This is a genomic window from Achromobacter sp. FW305-C-28 (assembly GCF_058783235.1).
The window spans coordinates 881,250-907,924 of record NZ_JBYSYL010000001.1; the positions used below are offsets into that span (position 1 = coordinate 881,250).

At 64.7% G+C, this 26,675-nt stretch carries 25 protein-coding genes; 15 read left to right on the forward strand and 10 right to left on the reverse strand.

The annotated features are described in order from the left end of the window. The 4 genes from AC3WMR_RS04065 to AC3WMR_RS04080 all read right to left on the reverse strand — a co-directional run bounded on the left by AC3WMR_RS04065 (window position 1) and on the right by AC3WMR_RS04080 (window position 3,304). Window positions 1-837 (reverse strand): IclR family transcriptional regulator, encoded by an 837-nt coding sequence (locus AC3WMR_RS04065; protein WP_492262742.1) that lies wholly within the window; start codon window positions 835-837, stop codon window positions 1-3. A gap of 14 nt (window positions 838-851) precedes the next feature. After that, window positions 852-1,616: an SDR family NAD(P)-dependent oxidoreductase gene (locus tag AC3WMR_RS04070; RefSeq protein WP_492262743.1), complete on the reverse strand. Its 765-nt coding sequence runs from the start codon at window positions 1,614-1,616 to the stop codon at window positions 852-854. After that, complete coding sequence (locus AC3WMR_RS04075) at window positions 1,613-2,824, reverse strand: ABC transporter substrate-binding protein (protein WP_492262744.1); 1,212 nt, start codon at window positions 2,822-2,824, stop codon at window positions 1,613-1,615. The genes AC3WMR_RS04070 and AC3WMR_RS04075 overlap by 4 nt, the downstream gene beginning before the upstream one ends. Window positions 2,825-2,905: 81 nt before the next feature. Continuing rightward, window positions 2,906-3,304, reverse strand: coding sequence for a cupin domain-containing protein (locus AC3WMR_RS04080; RefSeq protein WP_175193951.1), 399 nt, complete (start codon window positions 3,302-3,304; stop codon window positions 2,906-2,908). A gap of 173 nt (window positions 3,305-3,477) precedes the next feature. On the opposite strand from AC3WMR_RS04080, the gene AC3WMR_RS04085 reads away from it, so the two are divergent. From AC3WMR_RS04085 to AC3WMR_RS04115, 7 genes are all read left to right on the forward strand, one after another. Next, window positions 3,478-4,257, forward strand: coding sequence for an SDR family NAD(P)-dependent oxidoreductase (locus AC3WMR_RS04085; protein ID WP_492262745.1), 780 nt, complete (start codon window positions 3,478-3,480; stop codon window positions 4,255-4,257). 10 nt (window positions 4,258-4,267) lie between these two features. Continuing rightward, window positions 4,268-5,029: an ABC transporter ATP-binding protein gene (locus AC3WMR_RS04090; RefSeq protein WP_492262746.1), complete on the forward strand. Its 762-nt coding sequence runs from the start codon at window positions 4,268-4,270 to the stop codon at window positions 5,027-5,029. Further along, window positions 5,029-5,721 (forward strand): ABC transporter ATP-binding protein, encoded by a 693-nt coding sequence (locus AC3WMR_RS04095; RefSeq protein ID WP_492262747.1) that lies wholly within the window; start codon window positions 5,029-5,031, stop codon window positions 5,719-5,721. Before AC3WMR_RS04090 ends, AC3WMR_RS04095 begins: the two co-directional genes overlap by 1 nt. Window positions 5,722-5,734: 13 nt before the next feature. Next, complete coding sequence (locus AC3WMR_RS04100; protein WP_175193954.1) at window positions 5,735-7,612, forward strand: ABC transporter permease; 1,878 nt, start codon at window positions 5,735-5,737, stop codon at window positions 7,610-7,612. Beyond that, window positions 7,612-7,914, forward strand: a complete 303-nt coding sequence (locus AC3WMR_RS04105) for a Dabb family protein (RefSeq protein ID WP_492262748.1) — start codon at window positions 7,612-7,614, stop codon at window positions 7,912-7,914. The genes AC3WMR_RS04100 and AC3WMR_RS04105 overlap by 1 nt, the downstream gene beginning before the upstream one ends. A 124-nt stretch (window positions 7,915-8,038) precedes the next feature. Further along, complete coding sequence (locus AC3WMR_RS04110; RefSeq protein WP_492262749.1) at window positions 8,039-8,734, forward strand: fumarylacetoacetate hydrolase family protein; 696 nt, start codon at window positions 8,039-8,041, stop codon at window positions 8,732-8,734. Window positions 8,735-8,775: 41 nt separating this feature from the next. Next, on the forward strand, window positions 8,776-8,907 hold the full coding sequence (locus tag AC3WMR_RS04115) for an entericidin A/B family lipoprotein (RefSeq protein ID WP_006388428.1): 132 nt from the start codon (window positions 8,776-8,778) through the stop codon (window positions 8,905-8,907). 151 nt (window positions 8,908-9,058) lie between these two features. On the opposite strand, the gene AC3WMR_RS04120 is transcribed toward AC3WMR_RS04115, so the two are convergent. From AC3WMR_RS04120 to AC3WMR_RS04130, 3 genes are read right to left on the reverse strand one after another with little or no spacing between them, the layout of a single operon-like run. Next, window positions 9,059-10,765: a PhoH family protein gene (locus AC3WMR_RS04120; RefSeq protein ID WP_492262750.1), complete on the reverse strand. Its 1,707-nt coding sequence runs from the start codon at window positions 10,763-10,765 to the stop codon at window positions 9,059-9,061. A 58-nt stretch (window positions 10,766-10,823) separates the two neighbouring features. Next, window positions 10,824-11,288, reverse strand: a complete 465-nt coding sequence (locus AC3WMR_RS04125; RefSeq protein WP_025140314.1) for a peroxiredoxin — start codon at window positions 11,286-11,288, stop codon at window positions 10,824-10,826. Then, a complete protein-coding gene (locus tag AC3WMR_RS04130) occupies window positions 11,285-11,746 on the reverse strand; it encodes an Mth938-like domain-containing protein (protein WP_025140315.1) in 462 nt (153 codons plus the stop codon). The genes AC3WMR_RS04125 and AC3WMR_RS04130 overlap by 4 nt, the downstream gene beginning before the upstream one ends. 235 nt (window positions 11,747-11,981) lie before the next feature. Between AC3WMR_RS04130 and alaC the strand changes: the two genes are divergently transcribed. The 4 genes from alaC (at window position 11,982) to AC3WMR_RS04150 (ending at window position 16,443) form a co-directional block, all read left to right on the forward strand. Further along, window positions 11,982-13,169, forward strand: a complete 1,188-nt coding sequence (gene alaC / locus AC3WMR_RS04135; RefSeq protein WP_025140316.1) for an alanine transaminase — start codon at window positions 11,982-11,984, stop codon at window positions 13,167-13,169. A 187-nt stretch (window positions 13,170-13,356) separates the two neighbouring features. Beyond that, complete coding sequence (locus AC3WMR_RS04140; protein WP_492262867.1) at window positions 13,357-14,661, forward strand: homoserine dehydrogenase; 1,305 nt, start codon at window positions 13,357-13,359, stop codon at window positions 14,659-14,661. Continuing rightward, window positions 14,658-16,067: a threonine synthase gene (gene thrC / locus AC3WMR_RS04145; RefSeq protein WP_492262751.1), complete on the forward strand. Its 1,410-nt coding sequence runs from the start codon at window positions 14,658-14,660 to the stop codon at window positions 16,065-16,067. The genes AC3WMR_RS04140 and thrC overlap by 4 nt, the downstream gene beginning before the upstream one ends. Window positions 16,068-16,221: 154 nt before the next feature. Beyond that, on the forward strand, window positions 16,222-16,443 hold the full coding sequence (locus tag AC3WMR_RS04150) for a YgdI/YgdR family lipoprotein (RefSeq protein ID WP_492262752.1): 222 nt from the start codon (window positions 16,222-16,224) through the stop codon (window positions 16,441-16,443). Between the two features lie 103 nt (window positions 16,444-16,546). On the opposite strand, the gene AC3WMR_RS04155 is transcribed toward AC3WMR_RS04150, so the two are convergent. After that, window positions 16,547-17,572, reverse strand: a complete 1,026-nt coding sequence (locus AC3WMR_RS04155) for a class 1 fructose-bisphosphatase (RefSeq protein ID WP_175193959.1) — start codon at window positions 17,570-17,572, stop codon at window positions 16,547-16,549. Between the two features lie 10 nt (window positions 17,573-17,582). Next, the gene (gene pepN / locus AC3WMR_RS04160; RefSeq protein WP_492262753.1) at window positions 17,583-20,288 is read right to left on the reverse strand and encodes an aminopeptidase N; all 2,706 of its coding nucleotides are present in this window, start codon (window positions 20,286-20,288) and stop codon (window positions 17,583-17,585) included. A gap of 150 nt (window positions 20,289-20,438) precedes the next feature. On the opposite strand from pepN, the gene AC3WMR_RS04165 reads away from it, so the two are divergent. Further along, window positions 20,439-21,077, forward strand: coding sequence for a DUF4136 domain-containing protein (locus AC3WMR_RS04165; protein WP_492262868.1), 639 nt, complete (start codon window positions 20,439-20,441; stop codon window positions 21,075-21,077). 86 nt (window positions 21,078-21,163) lie between these two features. On the opposite strand, the gene AC3WMR_RS04170 is transcribed toward AC3WMR_RS04165, so the two are convergent. Beyond that, a complete protein-coding gene (locus AC3WMR_RS04170; RefSeq protein ID WP_492262754.1) occupies window positions 21,164-21,550 on the reverse strand; it encodes an H-NS histone family protein in 387 nt (128 codons plus the stop codon). Window positions 21,551-22,332: 782 nt separating this feature from the next. Here AC3WMR_RS04170 and tldD point away from each other — a divergent pair. From tldD to AC3WMR_RS04185, 3 genes are all read left to right on the forward strand, one after another. Then, entirely contained in the window at window positions 22,333-23,793 is a 1,461-nt protein-coding gene (tldD, locus tag AC3WMR_RS04175) for a metalloprotease TldD (protein WP_175193961.1), read from the forward strand. Between the two features lie 264 nt (window positions 23,794-24,057). Then, the gene (gene aroG, locus AC3WMR_RS04180) at window positions 24,058-25,131 is read left to right on the forward strand and encodes a 3-deoxy-7-phosphoheptulonate synthase AroG (protein WP_492262755.1); all 1,074 of its coding nucleotides are present in this window, start codon (window positions 24,058-24,060) and stop codon (window positions 25,129-25,131) included. Window positions 25,132-25,225: 94 nt separating this feature from the next. Further along, on the forward strand, window positions 25,226-26,635 hold the full coding sequence (locus AC3WMR_RS04185) for an FAD-binding oxidoreductase (RefSeq protein WP_492262756.1): 1,410 nt from the start codon (window positions 25,226-25,228) through the stop codon (window positions 26,633-26,635). Window positions 26,636-26,675: the final 40 nt, after the last annotated feature.

Sequence of the window (26,675 nt, forward strand, 5' to 3'; positions counted from 1 at the left end):
TCAGGCTTTGCGCCGCGCCGGGCTTGCCCCGGCCGGCGTCTTCAAGCGGCGCGGCCGCGACGGCATGATGCCGATCGCCGCCGCGCCGTTGTTTTGCGGGCCGAGCAGATTCTGCGACACCTCGGACGCCGCAGTCTGGATACGCGACTGCAGCAGCGCCAGGCGATCGGGCGGCGTGCGGGCCTCGGCTGCGATGAACACCAGGCTGCCGACGACCTTCTGGTCGGGGCTGAAGATGGCCGAACCAATCCCCATCAGCCCGGGGTCGACCTCGCCATGCGACACGCACACGCCAGCGGTGCGCAACCGTTTCAGGTTGGCGCGGAACGCATCCCAGTCTTCGCCCAGCCCGGCCTCGCGGATTTCAGCCGCGTGCCACAGCATCAGGTTGCGCAACTGGTAGGGCGGCAGGTTGGCCAGGATGGGTTTCGCGGTGGCGCCGCGGAACATCGGAAAGGGGCGGCCGCGCGCGTAGCTGGATTCGATCGAGTGGTCGGTCCAGTAGCGGTCCACGCACATGACCTTGTCGCCGTAATAGCTGCACAGCATCAGGTTGGCATGCAGCTCGTCGCCGGTGGCGCGCATGACCTCGCGCGCCGCCCGCATCAGCGGGTCGTGCTGGCGCAGGTGGCGGTCAAGCTCGATGATGCGCGAGCCCAGCACATAGGCGCCGCCCGCGGTCGGCGCCAGGAGGCCGCTTTCGGTCAGCGACTTGAGATAGCGGTAGGCGGTGGCGCGCGAGCACTCCAGATGCGCCATGACGTCCTCCTGGAAGGCGGCGGTGGTGTCGTCGCGGAAAAGATCGAGGATGGACAACATGCGATCGGGAGTGCTCATTGCTGCAGGCGCGCCTAGTGAATGTGGAAGCCGCCGTTGACGTCGACCACGATGCCGGTTGAGTAGGAGGACAGGTCCGAGGCCAGGAAAAGAATGGCCTGCGCGACTTCGGCGGGTGAGCCGAAGCGTTGCAGCGGAATGCCCTGTTTGAGTTCTTGCTCCCAATTTTCGCCGAATTTGCCGAGCGTCATGTCCGTTTCGATGATGCCCGGCGCCACGCAGTTGGCCCGCACGCCGCGCGGGCCCAGTTCGCGCGCCAGCGCCTTGGTGAAACTGATCACGCCGCCCTTGGATGCGGCATAGTGCGAGCCGCCCAGCAGTCCGCCGCCACGCAGCGCGGCGGTGGATCCCAGGTTGACGATGGCCGGGCGGCGGTCGCTTTCCAGCAGCCGGGGCAGGGCGGCGCGCGTGACGTTGTAGGTGCCCGTCAGGTTCACGTCGAGCATGCGGCGGAATTCGTCCTCGGCCAGGTCCCAGATTCGGGTGGCGGCGACAATGCCCGCGTTGTTCACCAGCACGTCGACCCCGCCCAGCGCTTGCGCTGCCAGGGCTACGGCCTGTTCGCACGACGCCGTGCTGGACACGTCGCAATGCAGGTTGACGCGGCCGCCGGCCAAGGCCGCGTCGGCCTCATCCGGATAGGCGTAGTCCAGCACCGCGAGGGTGGCGCCTTGCGCCAGGAACTGTGCGGCGATGGCGGCGCCGATGCCACGGGGGTTGGCGCCCCCCGTGATGATGGCCCGCTTGCCGGCCAACAGTTGAGAAGCGTCGTCCGTCATGACTTCACCAGCGAGCAGCCGCCCTGGTTGAGCGGGCGGAAAGCCTGTTCGGCGGGAATCTTGCGCACCAGCGTGTAGTAGTCCCAGTCGCGCTTGGATTCGGCGGGCTTTTTCACCTGGAACAGATACAGGTCGCGCATGACGCGGCCGTCTTCGCGGATGCGGCCGTTGTCGGTCATGAAGTCGTTGATCGGCGTGTCATGCATCTTCTTGAGCACGGCTTCGGAGGCATCGGTGCCGGCCGCCTTGACCGCGTTCAGGTAGTGCATCGTGGCGCTGTAGTTGCTGGCCTGCACCATCGACGGCATGCGGCCGGTGCGCTTGAAATAGCGCTCGGACCACTGGCGCGCCTTGTCGTCCTGGTCCCAGTAGAACGGCTCGACCAGGTTCAGGCCCTGGGCGTATTCCAGCCCGACGCTGCGCACGTCGACGATGCTCATGAACAGGGCAGCCACGCGTTGCTTGCTGCCCATGATGCCGAACTCGAACGCCTGCTTGATGCTGTTGATGGTGTCGCCGCTGCCGTTGGCCAGCCCGATCACCTGCGCCTTGGACGCCTGGGCCTGCAGCAGGAACGACGAGAAGTCGGCGCTGGCGATGGGGTGGCGCACGCTGCCGACCACCTGGCCGCCCTTGGCCTTGACCACCGCCATGGCGTCGCGTTCCAGCGAATGGCCGAACGCGTAGTCGGACGTGATGAAGAACCAGCTCTTGCCGCCGTCTTCCATCACACCGTTGGCCACGCCCGTGGCGTAGGCGTAGGTGTCGTAGGTCCAGTGGATGCCGTTGGGCGAGCAGGCCTTGCCGGTCAGGTCGGCCGAGCCGGCGCTGGTGAAGATCACTACGCGCTTCATCTGGCGCGTCAGGTCCTGCACCGCCAGGGCGATGGCGGAATTGGGCACGTCCAGGATCAGGTCGACCTTCTCGTTCTCGTACCAGCGGCGCGCGATGGATACGCCGATGTCCACCTTGTTCTGGTGATCGGCGGACACCACCTCGATGGGCTTGCCGAGCACGCTGCCGCCGAAATCCTCGACCGCCATCTTCACGGCCTCGACGCCGAACTTGCCGGACAGGTCGGCCATCATGCCGGACTGGTCGCCCAGCACGCCGATCTTGACGACGTCGTCCGACACCTGGGCGTGGGCCGACAGCGAAACCGCACCCAGCGCGCAGGCGGCCAGGCAAAGCTTGAAACGGGTCTTCATGGTTTGTCTCCTTGGGGGCTTTATGTCTAGTTGCGCGCCGTCCTGTGCCGGACGGTCACGCGGATGCGGCCGGCGCGGCGCCTATTCCAGCTTCTGGCCGGCGAAGGCGTCGATGAACAGGTTGGGTTTGAGAAAGAAGCTGAGCACCAGCGCGCCATGCGGCGCGCGCGCCACGTGCTGGTTGCCGCGCGGACGCCAGACGTAGTCGCCGGCGCGCACTTCGCCTTCGGCATCGACGATGGAGCCTTCCAGCACGTAGGTCTGTTCGACCTCGACATGCTCATGCAGCGGCAGTTCGGTGCCGGGCTGCCAGCGGAACAGGGCGGTCAACAAGCCTGATTCCTTGTCCTGCATCAGCACCTTCATATCGATGCCTTCCACCTGCGTGGGTTTCCAGGGTAATTCGTCGACTTTCAGAAAACGCGAAGCCAAGGGCGGCAGCGCATTGGCTGCGGGGCAGCCGGGGGTTTCGAGGGCCATGATGTCTCCTAGCCAGAACTCGTTATAGAAGATAAGCGAAAAATCTTGTTATTGAGTGTTTAAAAATAGTCGCGTATATTGAGATTAATGTCAACGTCGTTTTCAACCAAACAGAACGGCGGGGGCACAGGCCGGACCCAGAGATCCGGTGCATATAAGACAAGGAGACAAGCTTGAATCAGGACTATCTGGGCCAGACCTTCGGGCTGGCCGGGCGCACCGCGCTGGTGACGGGGGCCGCGCGCGGGTTGGGCTATGCCATTGCAGCCGGCTTGGGCCGGGCAGGGGCCCACGTGGTGATCAACGACCTGTCGCAGGCGGCCTGCGATGCGGCTTGCGCGCAATTGGCGCAGGCGGGCATCACCGCGCGCAGCGCGGTGTTCGACGTGGCCGACGGCGCTGCCGTGGCCCAGGCAGTCGCGCAGCTGGAAGCGGAGGGCGTGCAGATCGACGTGCTGGTCAGCAACGCCGGCAACCAGAACCGCAAGCCGGTGGTCGAGATGACGCCCGCCGAATGGCAGGCGTTGCAGAACGTCCACGTCAATGGCGCGTTCCACTGCGCCCGGGCGGTGCTGCCCGCCATGGCCGCCCGCGGCTTCGGCCGCATCGTGCTGATGTCGTCCGTGGCCGGGCTGGCCACCATGCCCAACATCGCCGCCTACGCCACCGCCAAGGGCGCCATTGCCGCCTTCACCCGTGCGCTGGCCGTGGAGTATGGCGCCAGCGGCATCACCTGCAACGCGTTGGCGCCGGGTTTCGTGCGCACCGATTTCACGCAGGGGCTGCAGGATAACCCCCAGTTCCAGTCATTCCTGGCCACGGCGGTGCCCACCGGGCGCTGGGCCGCGCCGGAAGACATCGCGCCGGCCGTGGTCTACCTGGCATCGCCGGGCGCGTCCTTCGTCAATGGCCATGTGCTGGCCATTGACGGCGGCCTGTTGGCCCGCATGTAGGAGACGCGCCATGAGCACCCAAGCGGTTCTGTCCGCCCAGGGGCTGGTCAAGCGGTTCGGCGGCTTCAATGCCGTCGACGGCGTGTCCCTGGCCCTGCGCGAAGGCTCCATCCATGCATTGATTGGCCCCAACGGCGCCGGCAAGACCACCTGCTTCAACCTCCTGACCAAGTTCCTCACGCCGGATCAGGGCGTGATCCATTACCGCGGCCGCGACATCACGGCGCTGGCGCCCGAGCAGATCGCGCGCCTGGGTATCGTGCGCTCGTTCCAGATCTCGGCCGTGTTCCTGGGGCTGACGGTGCTGCAGAACATGCGCGTGGCGCTGATGCGCCAGCATGGCGACGGCCTGCGTTTCTGGCGTAGCCGCCGCAGCGTCGACCGCCTGAACGACCAGGGCCTGGCCCTGCTCGAGGCCGTGGGCCTGGACGGCCTGGCCGATACCACCGCCGCGTTGCTGCCCTATGGACGCAAGCGCGCGCTGGAAATCGCCATGACCCTGGCGCTGGAGCCCGAGGTGATGCTGCTGGACGAGCCCATGGCGGGCCTGGGCCAGGAAGACGTGGCCCGCATCGCCGCGCTGATCCGCCGCGTGTCGGCCAACCGCAGCATCCTGATGGTCGAACACAACCTGTCGGTGGTGGCGGACCTGTCCGACACCATCACGGTGCTGGCGCGCGGCGCGGTGCTGGCGCAGGGCGACTATGCGGCCGTCTCGCGCGATGAGCGCGTCATCACCGCCTACATGGGCTCGGACGAGGGAGAGGCCTGATGCTGTCGATCAAAGACCTCAACGCCTGGTACGGCGAATCGCACGTGCTGCATGGCGTGGACATCGAGGTGCGGCGTGGCGAACTGGTCACCATCCTGGGCCGTAACGGCGCCGGCAAGACCACACTGCTGCGCGCCGTCATGGGCATCCTGGACAAGCGCCGCGGCTCGATTCGCCTGAACGGCCAGGAAACGGTGGGCCTGGCGCCGCATCGCATTCCGCGGCTGGGGGTGGTGTATTGCCCGGAAGAGCGCGCGGTGTTCCGCAGCCTCAACGTGACCGAGAACCTGATGCTGCCGCCGCGCCTGGCCGACGGCGGCATGTCGCTCGATGAAATCTACACCCTGTTTCCCAACCTGCGCGAACGCAGCGCCAGCTCCGGCGGCAACCTGTCAGGCGGCGAGCAGCAGATGCTGGCCATCGCCCGCATCCTGCGCACGGGCGCACAGCTGATCCTCCTGGACGAACCCACCGAAGGCCTGGCCCCGGTGATCGTGCAGCAGATCGGCCAGGCTATCCGCACGCTCAAGGAGCGCGGCTTCACCATCGTGCTGGTCGAGCAGAATTTTCGCTTTGCCACCAAGGTGGCCGATCGCCACTACGTGATGGAGCATGGCTGCGTGGCCGACCAGTTGTCGGCGCAAGAGGCGCGCAACGATCCCGCCCGGATCGCGCGCCGCCTGGGTGTCTGAGGGGGAGAATCCTGTGTTCGAAATATTCGGCGTGCCGTCCACGGCACTATTCGGCCAGCTCCTGCTCGGCCTGATCAACGGCTCCTTCTACGCCTTGCTCTCGATCGGGCTGGCGGTGATTTTCGGCCTGTTGAACATCATCAACTTCGCCCATGGCGCGCAGTACACCGCGGGCGCCTTCCTGGCCTGGATGTTGCTGAACTACCTGGGGGTGAACTACTGGGCGGCGCTGGTGCTGGTGCCGCTCATCATGGCGGCGTTCGCCATCGTGGTCGAACGCCTGCTGATTTCCCGCACCTATCGCATGGATCACCTGTACGGGCTGCTGCTGACCTTCGGCCTGGCGCTGCTGATCGAAGGCGGCCTGCGCCAGGCCTATGGCGTGTCGGGCTTGCCCTACACCATACCGAAGGCGCTGTCGGGGGGCGTGAACCTGGGCTTCATGTTCCTGCCCTGGTATCGCGGCTGGGCGGTGGTGGTGTCGCTCGTCCTGTGCCTGGCGGTGTGGGTGCTGATCGAGAAGACGCGGGTGGGCGCGATGCTGCGCGCCGCCACCGAGAACCCGACCATCGTGCGCTCGTTCGGCATCAATGTGCCGCTGCTCATCACGCTGACCTACGCATTGGGCGTGGCGCTGGCGTCGGTGGCGGGGGTGATCGCCGCGCCGATCTACCAGGTCAGCCCGATGATGGGTTCGAACCTGGTGGTGGTGGTGTTCGCGGTGGTGGTGATCGGCGGCATGGGTTCCATCATGGGGGCGATCGTCAGCGGCTTCGGGCTGGGCATCATCGAAGGGCTGACCAAGGTGTTCTACCCGGAAGCGGCCAACCTGGCGATCTTCATCATCATGGTGCTGGTGCTGCTGTGCAAGCCCGCCGGCCTGTTCGGCAAGCCGTTGCAGGTGCAGAACGTGCTGGCCGCCGAGGCGACTCGCCAGCCGGTGCAACTGAGCCGCCGCGCCATGCGCGTCTGCATGGCGGTGCTGGCCGTGGTGGCGCTGGCCGCGCCCTGGTTCGTCTACCCGACGTTCCTGATGAAGGTGCTGTGCTTTGCGCTCTTCGCCGCCGCCTTCAACCTGTTGGTGGGGTATGTGGGGTTGCTGTCGTTCGGCCACGCGGCCTTCTTTGGCGCGGCGGCGTATGCCACCGGCATCGTCATGAAGCTTTTGGGCGCCACGCCCGAACTGGGCCTCCTGGCCGGGGTGCTGACCGGCGGCCTGCTGGGGCTGGCGTTCGGCGCCATCGCCATCCGCCGCCAGGGCATCTACTTCGCCATGATCACGCTGGCGCTGTCGCAACTGGTGTACTTCATCGCGGTGCAGGCGGGCTTTACCGGGGGCGAAGACGGCTTGCAGAGCGTGCCGCGCGGCAAGCTGTTCGGCCTGTTCGACCTGGAAGGCGTGATGCCCATGTATTACTTCACGCTGGCCGTGTTCGCGCTGGGCTATGCCTTCGTGCTGCGGGTGTTGAATTCCCCCTTTGGCGAGGTGATCCGTTCGGTGCGCGACAACGAACAGCGCGCCCGCTCGCTGGGGTATTCCACGTCGCGCTACAAGCTGCTGGCCTTTACGCTGTCGGCCTCGGTGGCGGGGCTGGCGGGCGGCCTGAAGGTGCTGGTGTTCGGCGTGGCATCGCTGACCGACGTGCACTGGCACGCCAACGGCGAGGTGGTGCTGATGGCGCTGCTGGGCGGTATCGGCACCGTGTTCGGCCCGCTGGCGGGCGCCTTCACCTTCGTGTCGCTGCAGAACTACCTGGCCCCGCTGGGGTCCTGGGTGCTGATCGTCCAGGGCGCGATCTTCGTCCTGTGCGTCCTGCTGCTGCGCGACGGCATCATGGGCCTGGTGTCCCGGGCCTGGCTGGCGGTCTTCCGTGAGAAAAAGGAATCCTGATGTTCTTGCATATCGTGATGCTGCAATTGTCCGGCGCCGCCGATGCGCGCTTTCATGCCCACGTGCAGGCCTATTGCGACCGCATCCTGGCCGAATGCGATGGCGTGGCGGGCTACGCCTTCCGGCCCAACCAGGCCAGCCGGTCCGACGGGCTGACCCATGCCGTGGTGGCGACGTTTACGGATGCCGCCGCCCACGACCGCTACCAGGTTTCACCCGCCCACCAGGAAATGAAGGCCTACATTGCCGGATTCATCGAGCGGCTGGTCGTGTTTGACGGCGAAATCCCTACAATTTCCTGAAACTCGCGCCCCAAGGCCGAATCGCCGCCTTTCCGGACGGGGCCCCCCGTCCCCCCGGAAAGGGATAAACTCGCGGATGATTTTTGGCCACCGGGCTGCCTCACTCGTCATAGGTTGATCGATCATGGACTACGTATTGCCTCCCCAGCCGCAAACCGCGGTTCCCGTAGCCGGCAGCGCCGCGCTGTTCCCCGTGCGCCGCGTCTATTGCGTCGGCCGCAACTACGCCGAGCACGCCAAGGAAATGGGCTTCACCGGCCGTGAAGATCCCTTCTTCTTCTGCAAGCCTGCCGATGCCGTACTGAGCGTGGCCGATGGCGAAACCGGCAAGATGCCGTACCCGCCCAAGACCTCCAACCTGCACTACGAAATGGAACTGGTCGTGGTGCTGGGCAAGGGCGGCCGTGACATCGCGGTCGAAGAGGCCAACGAATGCGTCTGGGGCTACGCCCTGGGCCTGGACATGACCCGCCGCGACCTGCAAGGCGAGATGAAGAAGCAGGGTCGCCCCTGGGAAGTGGGCAAGGCCTTCGACCTGTCGGCCCCGCTGGGTCCGATCCACCCGCGCAGCGTGGTCGGCACGCTGGACAAGGGCGCGATCTGGCTCGACGTGAACGGCCAGCGCAAGCAGGTCAGCGACATCTCCCAGATGATCTGGAACGTGCCGGAAAGCATTGCCTACCTGTCGACCCTGTTTGAACTGCAACCGGGCGACATCATCTTCACGGGCACCCCGGAAGGCGTGGGCGCCGTGGTGCAGGGCGACGTCATCACCGGCGGCGTTGAAGGCCTGGGCGAGCTGCGCGTCCAAATCGTTTAAAGTACGCCCCGGACTCGTTTCTTCACCTCAGGAGCGCCAGCATGCGCAGCAAGATCGTGCTGACCGCCTTCGTCGTGTTCGGCTTCGTGCTCGCCGGTTGCAATACCGTTGCGGGCATGGGCAAAGACATGTCGCGGGCCGGCAACGCCATCACCAACGCCGCGGACAAGTAATCGTCCGGCGGCGGAAAAAAGAAAAACCCCTTGATTTATCAAGGGGTTTTTTCTTTGCTCATCGGAAGATCGTTTCCCCGCCGGGCCGCCCCAAGGGGAAACCGCCCCCTTGGGGGGCAGCTAGCCCACGTTAGTGGGCGTAGCGTGGGGGCTACAATACATCCCCGGCGTAATCGGCCAGGCGGGAACGTTCGCCGCGTTGCAGCGTGACGTGGCCCGAATGCGGCCAGCCCTTGAAGCGGTCGACCACGAACGTCAGGCCCGAACTGCCTTCGGTCAGGTAGGGCGTATCGATCTGGGCAACGTTGCCCAGGCAGATCACCTTGGTGCCGGGGCCGGCGCGGGTCACCAGCGTCTTCATCTGCTTGGGCGTCAGGTTCTGGGCCTCGTCGATGATCAGGTACTTGTTCAGGAAGGTGCGGCCGCGCATGAAGTTCAGGGATTTGACCTTGATGCGCGAACGGATCAGGTCCATGGTGGCGGCGCGCCCCCAGTCCCCGTTGCCTTCGCCTTCGCCCATGTTCAGGACGTCCAGGTTGTCTTCCAGGGCGCCCATCCAGGGAAGCATCTTCTCTTCTTCAGTGCCGGGCAGGAAGCCGATGTCTTCACCGACGGGCACCGTGACGCGGGTCATGATGATTTCGGTGTAGCGCTTGGTTTCCAGCACCTGCGTGATGCCCGCGGCCAGCGCCAGCAGCGTCTTGCCCGTGCCCGCCTGGCCCAGCAGCGACACGAAGTCGCATTCCGGGTTCATCAGCAGGTTCATGGCGAAGTTCTGTTCGCGGTTGCGCGCCGTGATGCCCCAGACGTTGTTCTTGCCGTGGGTGTAGTCGCGCAGCGTCGCCAGCACCGCCATCTTGCCGCTGACCTCGCGCACCTGGGCATACAGGGGCATCTGGCCTTCGAAGTAGACGAACTGGTTGACCACGAACTGCGAGCACAACGGGCCGTGGATGCGGTAGAACGTGGTGCCGCCCTGTTGCCAGGATTCGACGTCCTTGCCGTGCTTGTTCCAGAAGTCTTCGGGCAGCTGCATCACGCCCGAATACATCAGGTCCGAGTCTTCCAGGACGTGATCGTTGAAGTAGTCTTCGGCGGCCATGCCCAGCGCACGCGCCTTCAGGCGCATGTTGATGTCTTTCGACACCAGGACGACTTCGCGCTGGGGGTACTTTTCCTGCAGGGCCCGCACCACGCCCAGGATCTGGTTGTCGGCCTTGCCCATGGGCAGGTCCGAGGGCAGGGTGCTGTGGATGGCGGTGGTCTGGAACAACAGGCGGCCGGTGGCGTCCTTGTTGCCCAGCTTGGCCAGTTCCAGCCCATCGTCCAGCTGGGTCGTGTCCTGCACCAGCGCATCGAGCGACCGGCTGACCTGGCGGGCATTGCGCGCCACTTCCGACATGCCCTTTTTCTGGTGATCCAGCTCTTCGAGCGTCATCATCGGCAGGAAGATGTCGTGCTCTTCGAAGCGGAACAGCGAGCTGGGGTCGTGCAGCAGCACGTTGGTGTCCAGCACGAACAGCTTGCGCGGCGCGTTCTGGGCACGGGCCTTGCCGCGCTTGGCCGGAGCCGTGGCGGGTTTGGCCTGGCGGGCTTCAGCGCGGGGCGCCGGCGCGGTGGGCGCCGGCGGGGGCACCTGGCGAGCAGGCGCCGGAATCTGCGCCTTGCGGGCCGGTGCGGCCATGCCTTCGAGTTCGGGCTGCATCAGCAGCTCGTCTTCGTCGTCCTCGGCCAATGCGGCCTGGGTGTTCGACCGCGCAGCGGCAGTCTTGGGGGTGCGGGCCTGCGCCCGGGCGGTTTCGCCCGAGGGGAAGGTCAGGATGGCTGCGGGGCGGGTAGGCAACTTCGGAAGCGGCATATGCGTCACTCTCCAGTATGGGCCGGCTATAGCGCCTGACGGGTATTCCTGTGCACGGCTAACCGATGCTTTTTGCGGCCTGCAGGACTTCCTTGGCGTGGTTCGGGACCTTCACCCCGCGCCACTCCTGCACCAGCACGCCATAGGCATCGATCAAAAAGGTGCTGCGCTCGATGCCGCGCACCTGCTTGCCGTACATATTCTTCTGCTTGATGACGCCGTACAGATTACAGACGGTTTCGTCGGCGTCGGAGATGAGAGGGAAAGGAAGTTCGTACTTGGCCTTGAAGTTCTCGTGCGATTTCAGGGAATCGCGCGAGATCCCGACCACCACGGCGCTGGCCGACAGGAAGTCGGCGTGCAGGTCGCGGAAATCCTGGCTTTCGGTGGTGCAGCCAGGGGTGTTGTCCTTGGGATAGAAGTACAGAATCACGGCGCGGCCCTGGCATTGCTCGAGGCTGATCGGGCCAATGGTGCTTTCAGCGGTGAACAGCGGGGCGGGTTTGCCTATGATCGGCATCATGTCTGGGGATCTCCGTTGGGGGGGATGAGGGCGACGACGACGCGCCGGCCCTCCGCCATCAGGATGTTGTAGGTGCGAGAGGCAGCGTGGGTGTCCATGATTTCCACGCCGATGCCCGCCGCCAACAGGGGACGCAGCACGTCGGGACGCAGGAACTGTTGCCGGCCGCCCGTGCCCACCAGCAACACTTCGGGCGCATTGGCCGGGCGGCTGGGGGTGGCTTCGGGTTCGTCCAGGAAAGCCAGCGGGTCGCGGACGGGCTCGGACAATCCGGCCGCCTGACGCAAGAGGGTGGGGGTGATGTCGGCCGGCGACTCTACGGGCCAATGGGTAACTTCGCCTTCGGGGCCAAAAGCGACCGAGGAGGAAAAACGTACCTGGTTGACCTCGATATAGCCGTCACCATAGGCGGTGACGGTGTTCAGAGCGGCCGTCGCAGGATCGGTATGCAGCTTCAATAAATACTCCGGCTTTATGCCTCCGATAATAGCGCATGAACCGGGCGTTATGTTGCAGTGTGTCCACTAGGGAAATAGGGCCTTTTCAGCCCCATTTGCCGCCTAGGCGTCCTTGCGCTAGATTACAGGGTTTTGTTGCGCTGCAATCGTTTGCTGGCGCGGCTTTTGAGCCCTTTCCCCTTCGCGCCTTCGCGCCCTGGTTTTTTTTGCCCCTTCGCCCCTAAGGATTCCCATCATGAGGAAGTTCTCTCGCATTGAGCGTTTGCCCCCGTACGTTTTCAACATTACCGGCGAGCTCAAGATGGCGGCCCGTCGGCGCGGCGAGGACATCATCGACATGTCGATGGGCAACCCGGATGGCGCCACCCCCAAGCACATCGTGGACAAGATGGTCGAAGCCACCATGCGCCCGACCACCCACGGCTACTCGGTGTCCAAGGGCATCCCGCGCCTGCGCAAGGCCATCTGTGACTGGTACCAGCGCCGTTACGCCGTCGAGTTCGACCCCGATTCCGAAGCCATCGTCACCATCGGTTCCAAGGAAGGCCTGGCCCACCTGATGCTGGCCACCCTGGACCGCGGCGATACCGTGCTGGTGCCCAACCCCAGTTACCCGATCCACATCTATGGCGCCGTCATTGCCGGCGCCAACATCCGCTCGGTGCGCATGACGCCCGGCGTGGACTTCTTCGAAGAGCTCGAACGCGCCGTGCGCGAGTCGATCCCGAAGCCCAAGATGATGGTGCTGGGCTTTCCCAGCAACCCCACGGCCCAGTGCGTCGACCTGTCGTTCTTCGAACGCGTGGTGGCGCTGGCCAAGGAACACGATATCCTGGTGGTGCACGACCTGGCCTACGCCGACATCACCTTCGACGGCTATGTCGCCCCCTCGATCATGCAGGTGCCCGGCGCGCGCGATGTCGCGGTCGAGTTCTTCACCATGAGCAAGAGCTACAACATGGCGGGCTGGCGCATCGGCTACATGGTCGGCAACCGCGAGCTGGTCGGCGCGCTGGCGCGCATCAAGAGCTATCACGACTACGGTACGTTCACGCCGATCCAGGTGGCTTCCATCGCCGCCCTGGATGGCCCGCAGGATTGCGTGAACGAAATCGTGGCGCAGTACCAAAGCCGCCGCGACGTGCTCGCGCGCGGTCTGCATGAAGCAGGTTGGAATGTGGAAATTCCCAAGGCGTCCATGTACATCTGGGCGCAGATCCCCGAACCCTACAGGGCGATGGGCTCTTTGGAATTTGCCAAGCGCGTCCTGTCGGATGCGAAAGTGGCCGTGTCCCCCGGGATCGGCTTCGGCGAGTATGGCGACGAATACGTACGCTTCGCGCTTATCGAAAACGAGCAGCGCACCCGCCAGGCGGTGCGCGGCATCAAGGATATGTTCCGCAAGGACGGTCTGCTGAAGTAGGGGCCCGGGTAGGGGTCCCCCCCGTAGCGCTGCGCGCTTCCCCCCAGGGGGCATGCTGGCGGACCGGCGGAGCCGGATCCGCGGCATCCCGCTCGAGGGGCATCTCGTGGCTGCAGCCGTTGTTGCGTGAGCAATTTGGAGAAATGAAATGAATTCCCCTCAACGCCCGCCCGCAGAGGGCGCCGCGATGAATCCCATGAAAGTGGGCCTGCTGGGCCTGGGCGTCGTCGGTGGCGGCACGTGGACCGTGCTGTCGCGCAATGCGGAAGAGATCGCGCGCCGCGCGGGTCGCCGCATTGAAGTCACCCGCGCCGCCGTGCGCGACGTGCAGAAGGCCCGCGCGCGCGTCGGCGACGCGCTGCGCGTCGATACCGATGTGCACGCGCTGGTACGCGACCCCGATATCGACATCGTCGTCGAACTGATCGGTGGCGATACCCTGGCGCTCGAGTTGGTGCTCGAAGCCATCGCCAACGGCAAGCACGTGGTCACGGCCAACAAGGCCTTGCTGGCCAAGCACGGCAACGAGATCTTCGCTGCAGCGTCCGAGCGCGGCGTGATGGTGGCGTTCGAGGCCGCGGTGGCCGGCGGCATCCCCATCATCAAGGCCATCCGCGAAGGCCTGACCGCCAACCGCATCCAGTGGGTCGCCGGCATCATCAACGGCACCACCAATTTCATCCTGTCCGAAATGCGCTCGCGCGGCCTGCCGTTCGCCGACGTGCTGGCCGAAGCCCAGCGCCTGGGCTACGCCGAAGCCGACCCCACCTTCGACGTCGAAGGCGTGGACGCCGCGCACAAGCTGACGCTGCTGGCATCGCTGGCCTTCGGCGTGCCGGTGCAGTTCGACCGCGCCTACATCGAAGGCATCTCGCAACTGGCCGCCGAAGACATCGAGCACGCCGAACGCCTGGGCTACCGCATCAAGCTGCTGGGCATCACCAAGCGCCGCAACGATGGCATCGAATTGCGCGTGCACCCGGCGCTGGTGCCGGCCGAGCGCCTCTTGGCCAATGTCGAAGGCGCGATGAACGCCGTGCTGGTCAAGGGCGATGCCGTTGGCCCCACGCTGTACTACGGCCAGGGCGCGGGCGAAGAGCCCACCGCCTCGGCCGTGGTGGCCGACCTGGTCGACGTGACCCGCCTGCACACCGCCGACCCGGGCAACCGCGTGCCGCACCTGGCCTTCCAGCCGGACGCCATGTCGGATACGCCGATCCTGTCGATCGAACAGGTCAGCACCTCGTACTACCTGCGCCTGCGCGTGGACGACCAGCCGGGCGTGCTGGCCGACATCGCGCGCATCCTGGCCGACCGCTCGATCTCGATCGGGTCGATGATCCAGCAGCCTTCGCACATCGGTGGCGCGGACATCATCTTCCTGACGCACGAGGCGGTGGAAGGCAACGTCAATCGAGCCATCGAGCGCATCGAGGCCTTGCCGTTCGTGCGGTCCAAGGTCACCCGCCTGCGCGTGGAAAACCTGACATGAACTACATTTCCACCCGAGGGGGCATGGCCCCCCAGCCGTTCTCCGACATCCTGCTTGAAGGGCTGGCCCCGGATGGCGGCCTGGCCGTGCCCGAGCAACTGCCCCAGGTCTCGGCGGAAACGCTCGAATCCTGGCGCGGCCTGCCGTATGCCGACCTGGCGTTCGAGGTGCTATCGCGCTTTGCCACCGACATCCCGGCCGACGACCTGCGTGGCCTGACCCGCGCCGCGTACACGTCGCAGATCTTCAACAGCGAAGACATCGTGCCGCTGCGTCCGCTGGACAACGGCCTGTCGCTGCTGGGGCTGTCCGAAGGGCCGACGCTGGCCTTCAAGGACATGGCCATGCAGTTCCTGGGCCAGGTGTTCGAATACGTGCTGACCCGCCGCGACACCACGCTCAACATCGTGGGCGCCACCTCGGGCGATACCGGTTCGGCCGCCGAATACGCCTTGCGCGGCAAGCGCGGCGTGGCCGTCTTCATGCTGTCGCCGCACGGTCGCATGAGCGCGTTCCAGCGCGCCCAGATGTATTCGCTGCAGGACGAGAACATCCACAACATCGCCGTGCGCGGCGTGTTCGACGAGGCCCAGGACATCGTCAAGGCCTTGGCCGGCGACCTGGCGTTCAAGTCCAAGTACCGCCTGGGCGCCGTCAATTCCATCAATTGGGCGCGCATTGCCGCCCAGGTGGTGTACTACTTCCACGGCTGGCTGCGCGCCACCGACAAGCCGGGCCAGCAGGTCTCGTTTGCCGTGCCCTCGGGCAACTTCGGCAATATCCTGTCCGGCCATATCGCGCGCAGCATGGGCCTGCCCGTGCGCCGCCTGGTGCTGGCCACGAACGAGAACAACGTGCTGGAAGAATTCTTCCGCACCGGCGTCTACCGTCCGCGCCCGGCCGAGCAGACCTACGCCACGTCCAGTCCGTCAATGGACATCTCGCGCGCCTCGAACTTCGAGCGCTTCGTGTTCGACCTGGTCGGCCGCGATGCCGCCCGCGTCAAGGCCTTGTGGTCTGACCTGGCGCGCGATGGCTTCTTCGACCTGTCGGCCCTGCAGCCGCAATTCGAAGAACGCTACGGCTTCGTGTCGGGCGCCAGCTCGCACGAAGATCGCCTGGCCACCATCCGCTCGCTGTACGACCAGACCGGCGTGCTGGTCGATCCGCACACCGCCGACGGCGTCAAGGTCGCGCGCGACCACGTCGAACCGGGCGTGCCGATGCTGGTGCTGGAAACCGCCTTGCCGGCCAAGTTCTCGGAAACCATCGAGGCCGCGCTGGGCCGTCCGGCCACGCCGCCGGGCAACCTGGCCAACCTGGAATCCCTGCCGCAGCGTGTCGAAGTCATGGACTGCGATGCCGCCGCCGTACGCCGCTACATCGAAGCCCACGCCAAGGTGTAAAGGCTGCTTGCGGATGTATTGGGTTGCAACCCCTCGCCGGTGTAAACCGCGAGGGGTTTTTTACGTTCTCACGCACTTTGGCCACAACCCGTCACTTATTGCGCGCCATCATCCGATACAGTGAATCCACCATTCACACTCGGAGAACACGCCCATGAACCTGAAGACCATGACGTTGGCCCTGGTGGTGACCGGAGTTGGGGTGCTGGCCGGATGCTCGTCGCCCTCGGTCATTCAGCAACGGGACGGGAGCTCGACCGTCACCCCGGATACGCCCACCTACGACAAGAAGTCGGGCATGTACGAGTACGACAAGGACGGCAAGAAGGTCCAGATCAACAAGGACGATGTGAAGTCCATCGAAGAAGTGAAGTAAGCGCGGCAAGCGTCGCGGATCAACCGCGGCGCACAACGTACCGCGCAAAAAAAGCCCCGGCCAAGGCCGGGGCTTTTGCATGGGCGTCGCGCGAAGGCGAGGCTTACTTGGCTGCTGCCGCAGCCTCGGCGTGATAACGGCCCACGCGTTCGACTTCGTTCTTGGAACCCAGGATGACGCTCACGCGCTGGTGCAGCTTGTCCGGCTGGATGTCCATGATGCGCTGTTCGCCGTTGATCGATGCGCCGCCAGCCTGCTCGACCAGGAAGCTCATGGGGTTGGCTTCATACATCAGGCGCAGCTTGCCGGCCTTGCCGGGTTCGCGGGCATCCCAGGGATACATGAAAATGCCGCCACGGGTCAGGATGCGATGCACGTCCGCCACCATCGAGGCGATCCAGCGCATGTTGTAGTCCTTGCCCAGGGGGCCGGTGGTGCCGGCCAGGCAATCGTCGACATAGCGTTTGACCGGGGCGGCCCAGTGACGCATGTTCGACATGTTGATCGCGAATTCCTTGGTGTCTTCCGGCACCCGGATATTTTCGTGGGTGAGCACCCACGAGCCCATTTCGCGGTCCAGCGTGAAGCCCACCACGCCGTTGCCGATGGTCAGCACCAGCATGGTCTGCGGGCCGTACACGGCATAGCCGGCCACGACCTGCTTGTTGCCCGGCTGCAGGAAGTCGGCTTCGCAGACCGGGGCGCCCGACACATTGTGCGGCGCCTGCAGCACCGAGAAGATGGTGCCGATCGAGACGTTCACGTCGATGTTCGACGAGCCATCCAGGGGATCGAACAGCAGCAGGTATTCGCCCTTGGGGTAGCGGTTCGGGATGAGGTGGATGGTTTCCATCTCTTCCGAGGCCATGGCCGCCAGGTGACCGCCCCATTCGTTGGCTTCGAGCAGGATCTCGTTGGACAGGACGTCCAGCTTCTTCTGGACTTCGCCCTGCACGTTCTCGCTTTCGAGGCTGCCCAGGACGCCGCCCAGGGCGCCCTTGCTGACTGCGTGGCTGATCGCCTTGCAGGCGCGCGCGACGACCTCGATGAGCAGCCGCACTTCGGGGGCCAGGGCCTGGGCGGAGCGTTGCTGCTCGACCAGGTATTGGGTAAGTGTTTTACGTTTCAAAAGGTTCTCCCTATGCTGCGAATTCTAATGCCTTGGATACGATTTCCTGGACGTTGCGCGACAGCCCCTCGTGCCCGCGGACCTGCTGCAGGGCCGCCTGCATGGGGGTACGCAGGGCCGGCACGAAGCGCGACCAGTTGTCCAGCGCGCGCGCCAGGCGGGCGGCGATTTCCGGGTTGAGGGCGTCCAGCGCCAGCACCTGCTCGGCCCAGAAGGCGTAGCCGGTGCCGTCGGGGTGGTGCATGCCGCGGGCGTTGTTCAGGCAGAACTGGAACACCAGGGCACGTGCGCGGTTGGGATTGCGCAGCGTGAACGCCGGGTGTTTCATCAGCTCGCGCGCGGTCTGCACGGTGGTGTAGCGAGCGGCCGCCTGCAAGGCAAACCACTTGTCCACCACCAGCGCGTTGTCTTGCCATTTGTCGTAGAACGCGGCCAGCGCCTGTTGCGGGAACTCGCCCTGACCATAGTTGATCAGGGCAGACAGGGCGGCCATGCTGTCGGTCATGTTGCCGGCGTGCTCGTATTGCTGCTCGGCCAGGCGCTGCGCCTCGTGTTCGCCGGCGGCCATCAAGTGGCTGAGCGCCAGGTTCTTCAGGGCGCGCTTGCCGGCGGGCACGGGAGCCGGGCTGTATTCGCCTGGCGTCTGGTTGTCGTCGAAGGCTTGGCGGAACTCCGCCGTGAGCTGACGGCCCAGTTCGGCGCGCAGGAAATCGCGGGCCACGGCCAGGGCCGGTGGGTCCACGGCCTGCATGCGCTCGGCCAGCGTCTTTTCCGAAGGCAATGCCAGCGCGCGGGCGCGGTAGGCGGCGTCCAGGCTGGGGTCGGTCAGGAGGGCGCGCCAGGCATCGATGAAGGCGGCGTCGGCGTGCAGTGTGCGGCCGGCCTGGCGGGCGTCGGCCAGGCTCAGGATCTGGCGCGTGGCCAATTCCTGGCCGGCTTCCCAGCGTGCGAACGGATTGCTGTCGTGGGCCGACAGCAGTGCCAGCTCGGCGTCGGTCCAGTCATAGTCGACGATCACGGGGGCCGAGAAATCGCGCAGCAGGGACGGCACCGGCAAGGCATCAATGCCGTCGAAGTGCCATTGCTGGGTCTGGGTGGTCAGTTCCAGCAAGGCGGTTTCGCGTTCGGCGCCTTCGTGGCGCAGGGTCAGGGCGCGACCCTCACGGTCGAGCAGGCCGATGGCGAAGGGGATATGGTACGGCGCCTTGACGAAGCCGGCGGGGGCCTTCTTTTCAACGCCGACCGGCTGGCAATCCTGCGACAGCGTCACCGTCACACGGCGCGAGGCGGCGTCGTGATCGAGCTTGACCGTCACGCGCGGCGTGCCGGCCTGTCGATACCAGTTGCGGAACACGCTCAGGTCGCGACCGGGATGTTGGCGCGTATAAACCGATTCCATCGCTGCGACGAAATCGTCGCAGGTGACGGCCTGGCCGTCGTGGCGGCGGAAATATTCGTCCATGCCGGCGCGAAAACCGGCTTCACCCAGCAGCGTGTGCTGCATGCGGATGACTTCGGCGCCTTTCTCGTACACCGTGGCGGTATAGAAATTGCCGATTTCCTGGTAGCTGTCGGGCCGGATCGGGTGGGCCATCGGGCCCGCGTCTTCGGGAAACTGCGCGGCGCGCAGGGTGACGACGTCGTCGATGCGTTTCACGGCGCGAGCGCTGGCGGCGGCGGCGGCGTCCATGTCCTGCGCCATCATGTCGGCGCTGAATTCCTGGTCGCGGAATACAGTCAGGCCTTCTTTCAGGCTGAGCTGGAACCAGTCGCGGCAGGTGACGCGGTTGCCAGTCCAGTTATGGAAGTATTCGTGGCCGATGACCGATTCAATGCCTTCGTAGTTGGCGTCCGTGGCCGTATCGGCGTCGGCCAGCACGTAGGCGGCATTGAAAATGTTCAGGCCCTTGTTTTCCATCGCGCCCATATTGAAATCATGGACGGCCACCACCATGAAGCGGTCCAGGTCCAGTTCCAGGCCGAAACGGGCTTCGTCCCAGCGCAGTGCACGCACCAGGGAATCGAGCGCCCATTCGGTCTTGGTTTCGGAGCCCGGGTCGCTATAGACCTGCAGCAGCACGTCGCGGCCGCTGACGGTCTTGACGGTGGTTTCGCGGTGCGTCAGGTTGCCGGCCACCAGGGCAAACAGATAGCAGGGCTTGGGGAACGGGTCTTCCCATTCGACTTCGTTGCGGCCATCGGGCAATTGGCGCGAGGCGACCAGGTTGCCATTGGACAGCAGCACGGGGTAGGCCGGTTCGGCGCGCAGGGTCACGCGGTAGCGCGACATGACATCCGGACGGTCGGCAAACCAGGTAATGCGGCGAAAGCCTTCGGCCTCGCATTGCGTAAAGAAATTGCCGCCCGATACGTACAGGCCCATCAGCGTGGAATTGGCGGCGGGTTTGCAGCGGCTGACGATTTCCACCGAGGCATCGGCCGGCAGGCCATACAGCGCCAGGCTGTGTTCGGACTGATGGTAGCGGTCGGCGGCCAGTGGTTGGCCATCGACGGCAACCGAGACCAGTTCCAGGTCTTCGCCGTCCAGCACCAGGGCGGCATCGGCGCTGGCGTCGGCCTTGCGCTGCACCTGCATGACGCAGCGCACCTCGGTGGCCTCAGGGGCCAGGTCGAAAGCCAGCGCGACATGGGGAATATCGTAGGGGTAGGGCTGGTAATCCTTGCGGTATACGGTAACGGGCGTGTCTGTGCGCATGGGATTGCAGTCCTGTTTGAACGGAGAGTCCTATTGTAGTGGCTGGGCAGGCGGGTGCAGGGCTGCCTGATGGCCTACCGCAAACTTTTGCCGGCCCGCGCGGTCAAACGTCAGTATGATGGCGCCGTCGCGCGCAATGAGGAGTCGCAAATGTCCCGTCCTTCCCGTTTCAATGCCGGCCGCTGGGCCGCGGTGCTGGCCGTCATGGGGGCTCTGGTGCTGAGCGGATGCGCGGCCCCGACGGTGTCCGCCCGCGTCACCTCTTTCCAGCAATGGCCGACCGGCGTCGAAGGCCAGACTTACCAGTTCGTACCCGCCGACGCCACGCAAACCAATAATCTGGAATACCAGTCCTATCAAGATATGGTGCGCGCCGGTATCGGCGCCACCGGGCTGGTCGAGGCTCAGGGCGGCGCCAAGGCCCGCTTCGACGTCTCGTTCAAGTATGGGACGGCGCAGACCCAGATCATGGTGCGGCGTCCGTATGACCCGTATTACAACGGCGGCTACGGCTACGGCGGCTTCTACGGTCCGCGTCCCTGGGGCGGCTACTACGGGTATTGGGGGCCGGAATGGGTCGATGTGCCCATGGTGGTCCAGCGCAATACCTTGACCCTGCAGATCCACGACACCCAGCGAGGCGGGGCCGAGGTATACCGGTCCAGCGCCTTCATACTCAGCGAACGGGACAATTTCATTCGCACGATGCCCTATCTGGTCCGTGCAATCTTTGACAATTTTCCGGGAAATAATGGCGCAGAACGTGAAATTCAATTCCCGGTTCAGTGAAATTTCAGGTGCTGCGGACGCGGCGCTAAAATAAAAAAGGCGCACCAAAATGGTGCGCCTTTATTTTTCTTACTGAAAAATAGGTTTTATTCTTTGATAAGAAAACTGTCGCGCGTGGCGCCATTGGCTTCTTCGGCGGCGAGCCAGCGCGGTGCCTTGCCACGACCGCTCCACGTTTCCCCGGTTTGGGGGTGGCGGTACTTGGGCGCAACGGCGCGTTTGGCGGCGTTGGCGGGGCGGGCGGCGGCGCCGGCCTTGCGGCGGCCGCTGGGCGTGGCTGCACGGGCGGGCTTGTTCGAGCCAAAGGCGGCGGCGATTTCTTCCGGGGTGATGTCGTACTCGCGCATGGACGTGATGATCGAAGCGATCACGGGCTTGCGGCGCTTGGTTTGGAGGACTTCAGCCTTCTTTTGGAGCTTGTTGATTTCCTTTTCGATCTTTGCTTGCAGAGCTGCGTAGGTTTCTCGGGCCATGGTTTATTCCTGATTATGGAACTGCTTTAATCGCCGGCGAAGTTATGTTTATTTGTTGTGCTTCGCATAATACAGAAATTGGCGCTGGATTGCCGTGGTTTCGGACTAATTACTTTGTATCAAAACCGCCGGAGAGTCTTTAGACTTGCGGGTTCCCGCCGAGAACAAGTATTGGGAATGATATTCCCAAATTTGGGACTAATTGAAACAAACGAGGCGTTGGTTCATGAGGCGGACGAATGTTCGGTCCAGGGCTTGAAAAAGACTGTTTTTGTTTCACGAAGCGAGCGGATGTCAGGAAAATCGCCGTTTTTCCCATGACGCCGATGGCGGATTGCGGGTTTCTCGCATGCTGAGAATAGGCGTGATCTGGCGCTCAATCGGTGGTGCGATCACAACGCCATGCATGAATATTTCAGCGGTTTCCACGGGTATACCTATTTTCATCGGTGCGCTTCAAGGGAGATATACGACAACTTGTTGAAGGGGTGTTTTCACAGGTTTTGGTTTTTTGATCTGGTTGTATGACAAGTTTGAAATCACCCGTCCGCAGGGTATGCGGCGAGGGGCGAAGCGTGCGGCAGGGGGCTGCCCAGACATTTGCGAGTCGAGCCAACGAGGGTTTTCGCTGCGGCGAATACGTAGTTTCAGTCAGTCCCTGATTTGTTAACTTGGCAGGTAATATCCCGCCCCGGGGACGGCGAGCCCATGTCGGCGTTACGATAGAGGCTTGAGCGTCAATGCAGGCGCGTTCCCGCGCCGGCGCCCCCCAACAGAGTCCTATGAAAATCATCGATCCCGCTATTGCTTCCCTGGCCACCGCCAAATCGCTGTTGCTCGACCCCTGGGGGCTGACCGAGGCCGACATGGCGCGCGCGCTGGGTGAAATCTTCACCCACAAGGTCGACTACGCCGACCTGTATTTCCAGTACACCCGCAGCGAAGGCTGGAGCCTGGAAGAGGGCATCGTCAAAACCGGCAGCTTCTCGATCAGCCAGGGCGTGGGCGTGCGCGCCGTGAGCGGCGAGAAAACTGCTTTCGCCTATTCCGACTCGCTGTCCGCCGACGCGCTGCTGTCGTCGGCGCATGCGGTGCGCGGCATTGCCCGGCGCGGCGCCGGCAAGGTCAAGGTGGCGGCCCAGGTCGAAGCCGAAATGGGCCGCAGCCTGTATGCGGATATCGATCCCGTTGCGACGCTGAGTGCGCCCGAGAAGGTGGCGCTGCTGGAACGCATCGAGCGCATGGCCCGTGCCCGCGATCCGCACGTGATCCAGGTCATGGCGGGCCTGGGCGCCGAATACGACGTCGTGCTGGTGGCCGGCAGCGACGGCCGCCTGGCCGCCGACGTGCGCCCCCTGGTTCGTCTGTCGCTCACCGTCATTGCCGAACGCAACGGCCGTCGCGAAATGGGCCACGCCGGCGGCGGCGGCCGTCTCGGTCTGGCCTATTTCACGGACGAAATGCTGCAAAGCTACGTCGAGCGCGCCGTGCACGAAGCCATGGTCAACCTCGAAGCGCGCCCCGCGCCGGCGGGCGAAATGACCGTCGTGCTGGGCTCGGGCTGGCCCGGCATCCTGCTGCACGAAGCCGTGGGCCATGGCCTGGAAGGCGATTTCAACCGCAAGGGCTCCAGCGTGTTCTCCGGCCGCATCGGCGAGCGCGTGGCGTCCAAGGGCGTCACCGTGATCGACGACGGCACCATCCCGGATCGTCGCGGTTCGCTCAACATCGACGACGAGGGCAATGCCACCCAGCGCAATGTCCTGATCGAGGACGGCATCCTGCGCGGCTACATGCAGGACACCCTGAACGCCCGCCTGATGAAGACCGCCGCCACCGGCAACGGCCGGCGCGAATCGTTCGCGCACCTGCCCATGCCGCGCATGACCAATACCTACATGCTGGCCGGCGATAAGGCGCCCGAGGAAATCATCTCGTCCGTCAAGCGCGGCCTGTACGCGGCCAACTTCGGCGGCGGCCAGGTCGACATCACCAACGGCAAGTTCGTGTTCTCGGCGTCCGAGGCCTACATGATCGAAGACGGCAAGATCACCTACCCGGTCAAGGGCGCCACCCTGATCGGCAATGGTCCCGACGCCATGACGCGCGTGTCCATGATCGGCAACGACCTGAAGCTGGATTCGGGCGTGGGCACCTGCGGCAAGGACGGCCAGAGCGTGCCGGTAGGGGTAGGCATGCCCACGGTCCGCATGGAAGGCCTGACCGTCGGTGGAACCGCCTGAGTCGAGGATTTTTCCGCGCTGCGCGACAGCGCGGAAAAATTGTGCTAGAGTCTTTCGCTATGAAATTCGCGTCCCCCGCCTTTTACTTTTATTTTTATGGTTTTCTGAAGCCGCTGGCGGAGGAAGGGACGCGCTCAATCTGAAGTTTGGAAAGAATCCCCCCCAAAAAAGCCGCCAGCGAACTGGCGGCTTTTTTTGTGCCGCCAGCTTGAGGAAACAACCCCGGAGCATGCGCCCCGTGGCGGGAAACCCAGGAGCAGTACCGTGTCACACAATACCGACGACCTTCGCATTCGAGAAATCAAGGAACTGAACCCGCCCGCGCACGTGATGCGCGAGTTCGCATGCACGAAAGACGCATCCGATACCGTGTTCTCCGCCCGGCAGTCGATGCACCGCATCCTGCACGGCATGGACGATCGCATGATCGTCGTGATCGGGCCCTGCTCGATTCACGACACCCGTGCCGCGATCGAGTATGCGAAGCGCCTGAAGCCGGTACGCGACCGCCTGAGCGCAGACCTGGAAATCGTGATGCGCGTGTATTTCGAGAAGCCGCGCACCACGGTGGGCTGGAAGGGCCTGATCAATGATCCCGACCTGAACGGCAGCTTCGACATCAACAAGGGCGTGCGCGTGGCCCGCGAACTGCTGCTGGACATCAACAGCCTGGGCCTGCCGGCGGGATGCGAGTTCCTGGACATGATTACGCCGCAATACATTGCGGACCTGGTCTCCTGGGGGGCGATCGGGGCGCGCACGACCGAAAGCCAGGTGCATCGCGAACTGGCTTCCGGCTTGTCGTGTCCGGTGGGTTTCAAGAACGGCACGGACGGCAATGTGAAGATCGCGGTCGACGCGATCAAGGCGGCGTCGCAGCCGCACCATTTCCTGTCGGTGACCAAGGGCGGGCATTCGGCCATCGTCTCGACTGCGGGCAACGAGGACTGTCACGTCATCCTGCGCGGCGGCAAGACGCCGAACTACGATGCCGCCAGCGTCGACGCGGCCTGCCAGGACATGTCCAAGGCCGGTCTGGCGCAGCGCGTCATGGTTGACGCCAGCCATGCCAACAGCAGCAAGAAGCCCGAGAACCAGACGCTGGTGGTCGAGGACGTGGCGCGCCAGATGGAAGCGGGCGATGCGCGTCTGGTCGGTGTCATGGTCGAAAGCCACCTGCTGGGCGGCCGCCAGGACATGGTGCCCGGCACCCCGCTGGTCTATGGCCAGAGCATCACGGATGGCTGCATCGACTGGGACGCCTCGGTGGCCGTGCTGGAACGCCTGGCGCATGCGGTGCGCGAACGCCGCCGCGTGGCGCTGACTTCGGGCAAGTGACCTCGGCTTGCCGCAAGACGCCCCTTGGGGCGACTTGCGGCGCCCGGGGGCGGCGTAGAATATCCGGATCGTCCCATCCGAGAAAACGCTGATCATGAACGCTCCCTTGCACGCTGAATCGCTGCGCCGCGCGGTCCCGGCCGCCTGTCTGGAGGCCCTGCGCGCCCGTTTCGGCGACCGCTTTTCCGAATCCACCGCGGTGCGCGAGCACCACGGCCGCGATGAATCGCCGTACCCGGCCATGCTGCCGGACGCCGTCGTCTTCGCCCAGACCACCGAAGAAGTCGCCGAGATCGCCAAGCTGTGCAACGAGCACCGCGTGCCGCTGATCCCCTACGGCGCGGGTTCTTCGCTTGAAGGCCATATCCTGGCGATCCAGGGCGGCATCAGCCTGGACCTGTCGCAGATGAACAAGGTGCTGGCCGTCAACGCCGAAGACCTCACCGCCACGGTGCAGGCCGGCGTGCTGCGCAAGCAGCTCAACGAAGAAATCCGCAGCACCGGCCTGTTCTTCCCGATCGATCCGGGCGCCGATGCCAGCCTGGGGGGCATGGCCGCCACGCGCGCCTCGGGCACCAACGCCGTGCGCTACGGCACCATGCGCGAAAACGTCATGTCGCTGACCGTGGTCACCGCCGACGGCCGCATCGTGCGCACCGCCGGCCGCGCCCGCAAGTCGTCGGCCGGCTACGACCTGACCCGCATTTTCGTGGGCAGCGAAGGCACGCTGGGCATCATCACCGAAGTGACGGTGCGCCTGTATCCGCAACCCGAGGCCGTGTCGGCCGCGGTCTGCAATTTCCCCACGCTCGATGCCGCCGTGCAAAGCGTGATCGAAATCATCCAGATGGGCGTGCCGGTGGCCCGCGTCGAATTCATGGACGCGGCCAGCGTGCGCTCGGTGAACCTGCACAGCAAGCTGACGCTGCGCGAAACGCCGCTGCTGGTGTTTGAATTCCACGGCAGCCCGGCCGGCGTGCAGGAACAGGCCGAAACCGTGCAGGCGATCACCGCCGAACATGGCGGCATGGATTTCGAATGGGCCGAACGCCCCGAAGACCGCAGCCGTCTCTGGACGGCTCGCCACAACGCCTATTTCGCCGGCCTGCAACTGCGTCCCGGTTGCCGCGCCAGCACTACCGACGTCTGCGTGCCGATCTCGCGCCTGGCTGATTGCGTGCGCGACACTGTCGAGGAACTGGACCGCGCAAGCTTCCCCTACACCATCGTGGGCCACGTGGGCGACGGCAACTTCCACGTGCTGATGCTGCTGGATGCCGACAGCGAGCGCGAATGGCAGGAATCCGAAACCATCAACCACAACCTGGTGCGTCGCGCCATCGCGGCTGATGGCACCTGCACCGGCGAACACGGCGTGGGCCTGCACAAAATGCAATTCATGGCCGAAGAGCACGGCGATCACGCCCTGGAACTGATGCGCAGCCTCAAGCACGCATTTGATCCGAACAACATCCTGAACCCGGGCAAGATCGTGTCCTGGTAAGGCACCGTCAGGCGGTACGTAAAAGGCCGGCGGGGCAACT

What these genes read in the sequence shown, in the direction of transcription:
- AC3WMR_RS04065 (WP_492262742.1), bottom strand. Translation starts at nt 837, where the DNA reads ATGAGCACTCCCGATCGCATGTTGTCCATCCTCGATCTTTTCCGCGAC.
- AC3WMR_RS04070 (WP_492262743.1), bottom strand. Translation starts at nt 1,616, where the DNA reads ATGACGGACGACGCTTCTCAACTGTTGGCCGGCAAGCGGGCCATCATC.
- AC3WMR_RS04075 (WP_492262744.1), bottom strand. Translation starts at nt 2,824, where the DNA reads ATGAAGACCCGTTTCAAGCTTTGCCTGGCCGCCTGCGCGCTGGGTGCG.
- AC3WMR_RS04080 (WP_175193951.1), bottom strand. Translation starts at nt 3,304, where the DNA reads ATGGCCCTCGAAACCCCCGGCTGCCCCGCAGCCAATGCGCTGCCGCCC.
- AC3WMR_RS04090 (WP_492262746.1), top strand. Translation starts at nt 4,268, where the DNA reads ATGAGCACCCAAGCGGTTCTGTCCGCCCAGGGGCTGGTCAAGCGGTTC.
- AC3WMR_RS04095 (WP_492262747.1), top strand. Translation starts at nt 5,029, where the DNA reads ATGCTGTCGATCAAAGACCTCAACGCCTGGTACGGCGAATCGCACGTG.
- AC3WMR_RS04105 (WP_492262748.1), top strand. Translation starts at nt 7,612, where the DNA reads ATGTTCTTGCATATCGTGATGCTGCAATTGTCCGGCGCCGCCGATGCG.
- AC3WMR_RS04110 (WP_492262749.1), top strand. Translation starts at nt 8,039, where the DNA reads ATGGACTACGTATTGCCTCCCCAGCCGCAAACCGCGGTTCCCGTAGCC.
- AC3WMR_RS04115 (WP_006388428.1), top strand. Translation starts at nt 8,776, where the DNA reads ATGCGCAGCAAGATCGTGCTGACCGCCTTCGTCGTGTTCGGCTTCGTG.
- AC3WMR_RS04120 (WP_492262750.1), bottom strand. Translation starts at nt 10,765, where the DNA reads ATGCCGCTTCCGAAGTTGCCTACCCGCCCCGCAGCCATCCTGACCTTC.
- AC3WMR_RS04125 (WP_025140314.1), bottom strand. Translation starts at nt 11,288, where the DNA reads ATGATGCCGATCATAGGCAAACCCGCCCCGCTGTTCACCGCTGAAAGC.
- alaC (WP_025140316.1), top strand. Translation starts at nt 11,982, where the DNA reads ATGAGGAAGTTCTCTCGCATTGAGCGTTTGCCCCCGTACGTTTTCAAC.
- AC3WMR_RS04140 (WP_492262867.1), top strand. Translation starts at nt 13,357, where the DNA reads ATGAATCCCATGAAAGTGGGCCTGCTGGGCCTGGGCGTCGTCGGTGGC.
- thrC (WP_492262751.1), top strand. Translation starts at nt 14,658, where the DNA reads ATGAACTACATTTCCACCCGAGGGGGCATGGCCCCCCAGCCGTTCTCC.
- AC3WMR_RS04150 (WP_492262752.1), top strand. Translation starts at nt 16,222, where the DNA reads ATGAACCTGAAGACCATGACGTTGGCCCTGGTGGTGACCGGAGTTGGG.
- pepN (WP_492262753.1), bottom strand. Translation starts at nt 20,288, where the DNA reads ATGCGCACAGACACGCCCGTTACCGTATACCGCAAGGATTACCAGCCC.
- AC3WMR_RS04165 (WP_492262868.1), top strand. Translation starts at nt 20,439, where the DNA reads ATGTCCCGTCCTTCCCGTTTCAATGCCGGCCGCTGGGCCGCGGTGCTG.
- AC3WMR_RS04170 (WP_492262754.1), bottom strand. Translation starts at nt 21,550, where the DNA reads ATGGCCCGAGAAACCTACGCAGCTCTGCAAGCAAAGATCGAAAAGGAA.
- tldD (WP_175193961.1), top strand. Translation starts at nt 22,333, where the DNA reads ATGAAAATCATCGATCCCGCTATTGCTTCCCTGGCCACCGCCAAATCG.
- AC3WMR_RS04185 (WP_492262756.1), top strand. Translation starts at nt 25,226, where the DNA reads ATGAACGCTCCCTTGCACGCTGAATCGCTGCGCCGCGCGGTCCCGGCC.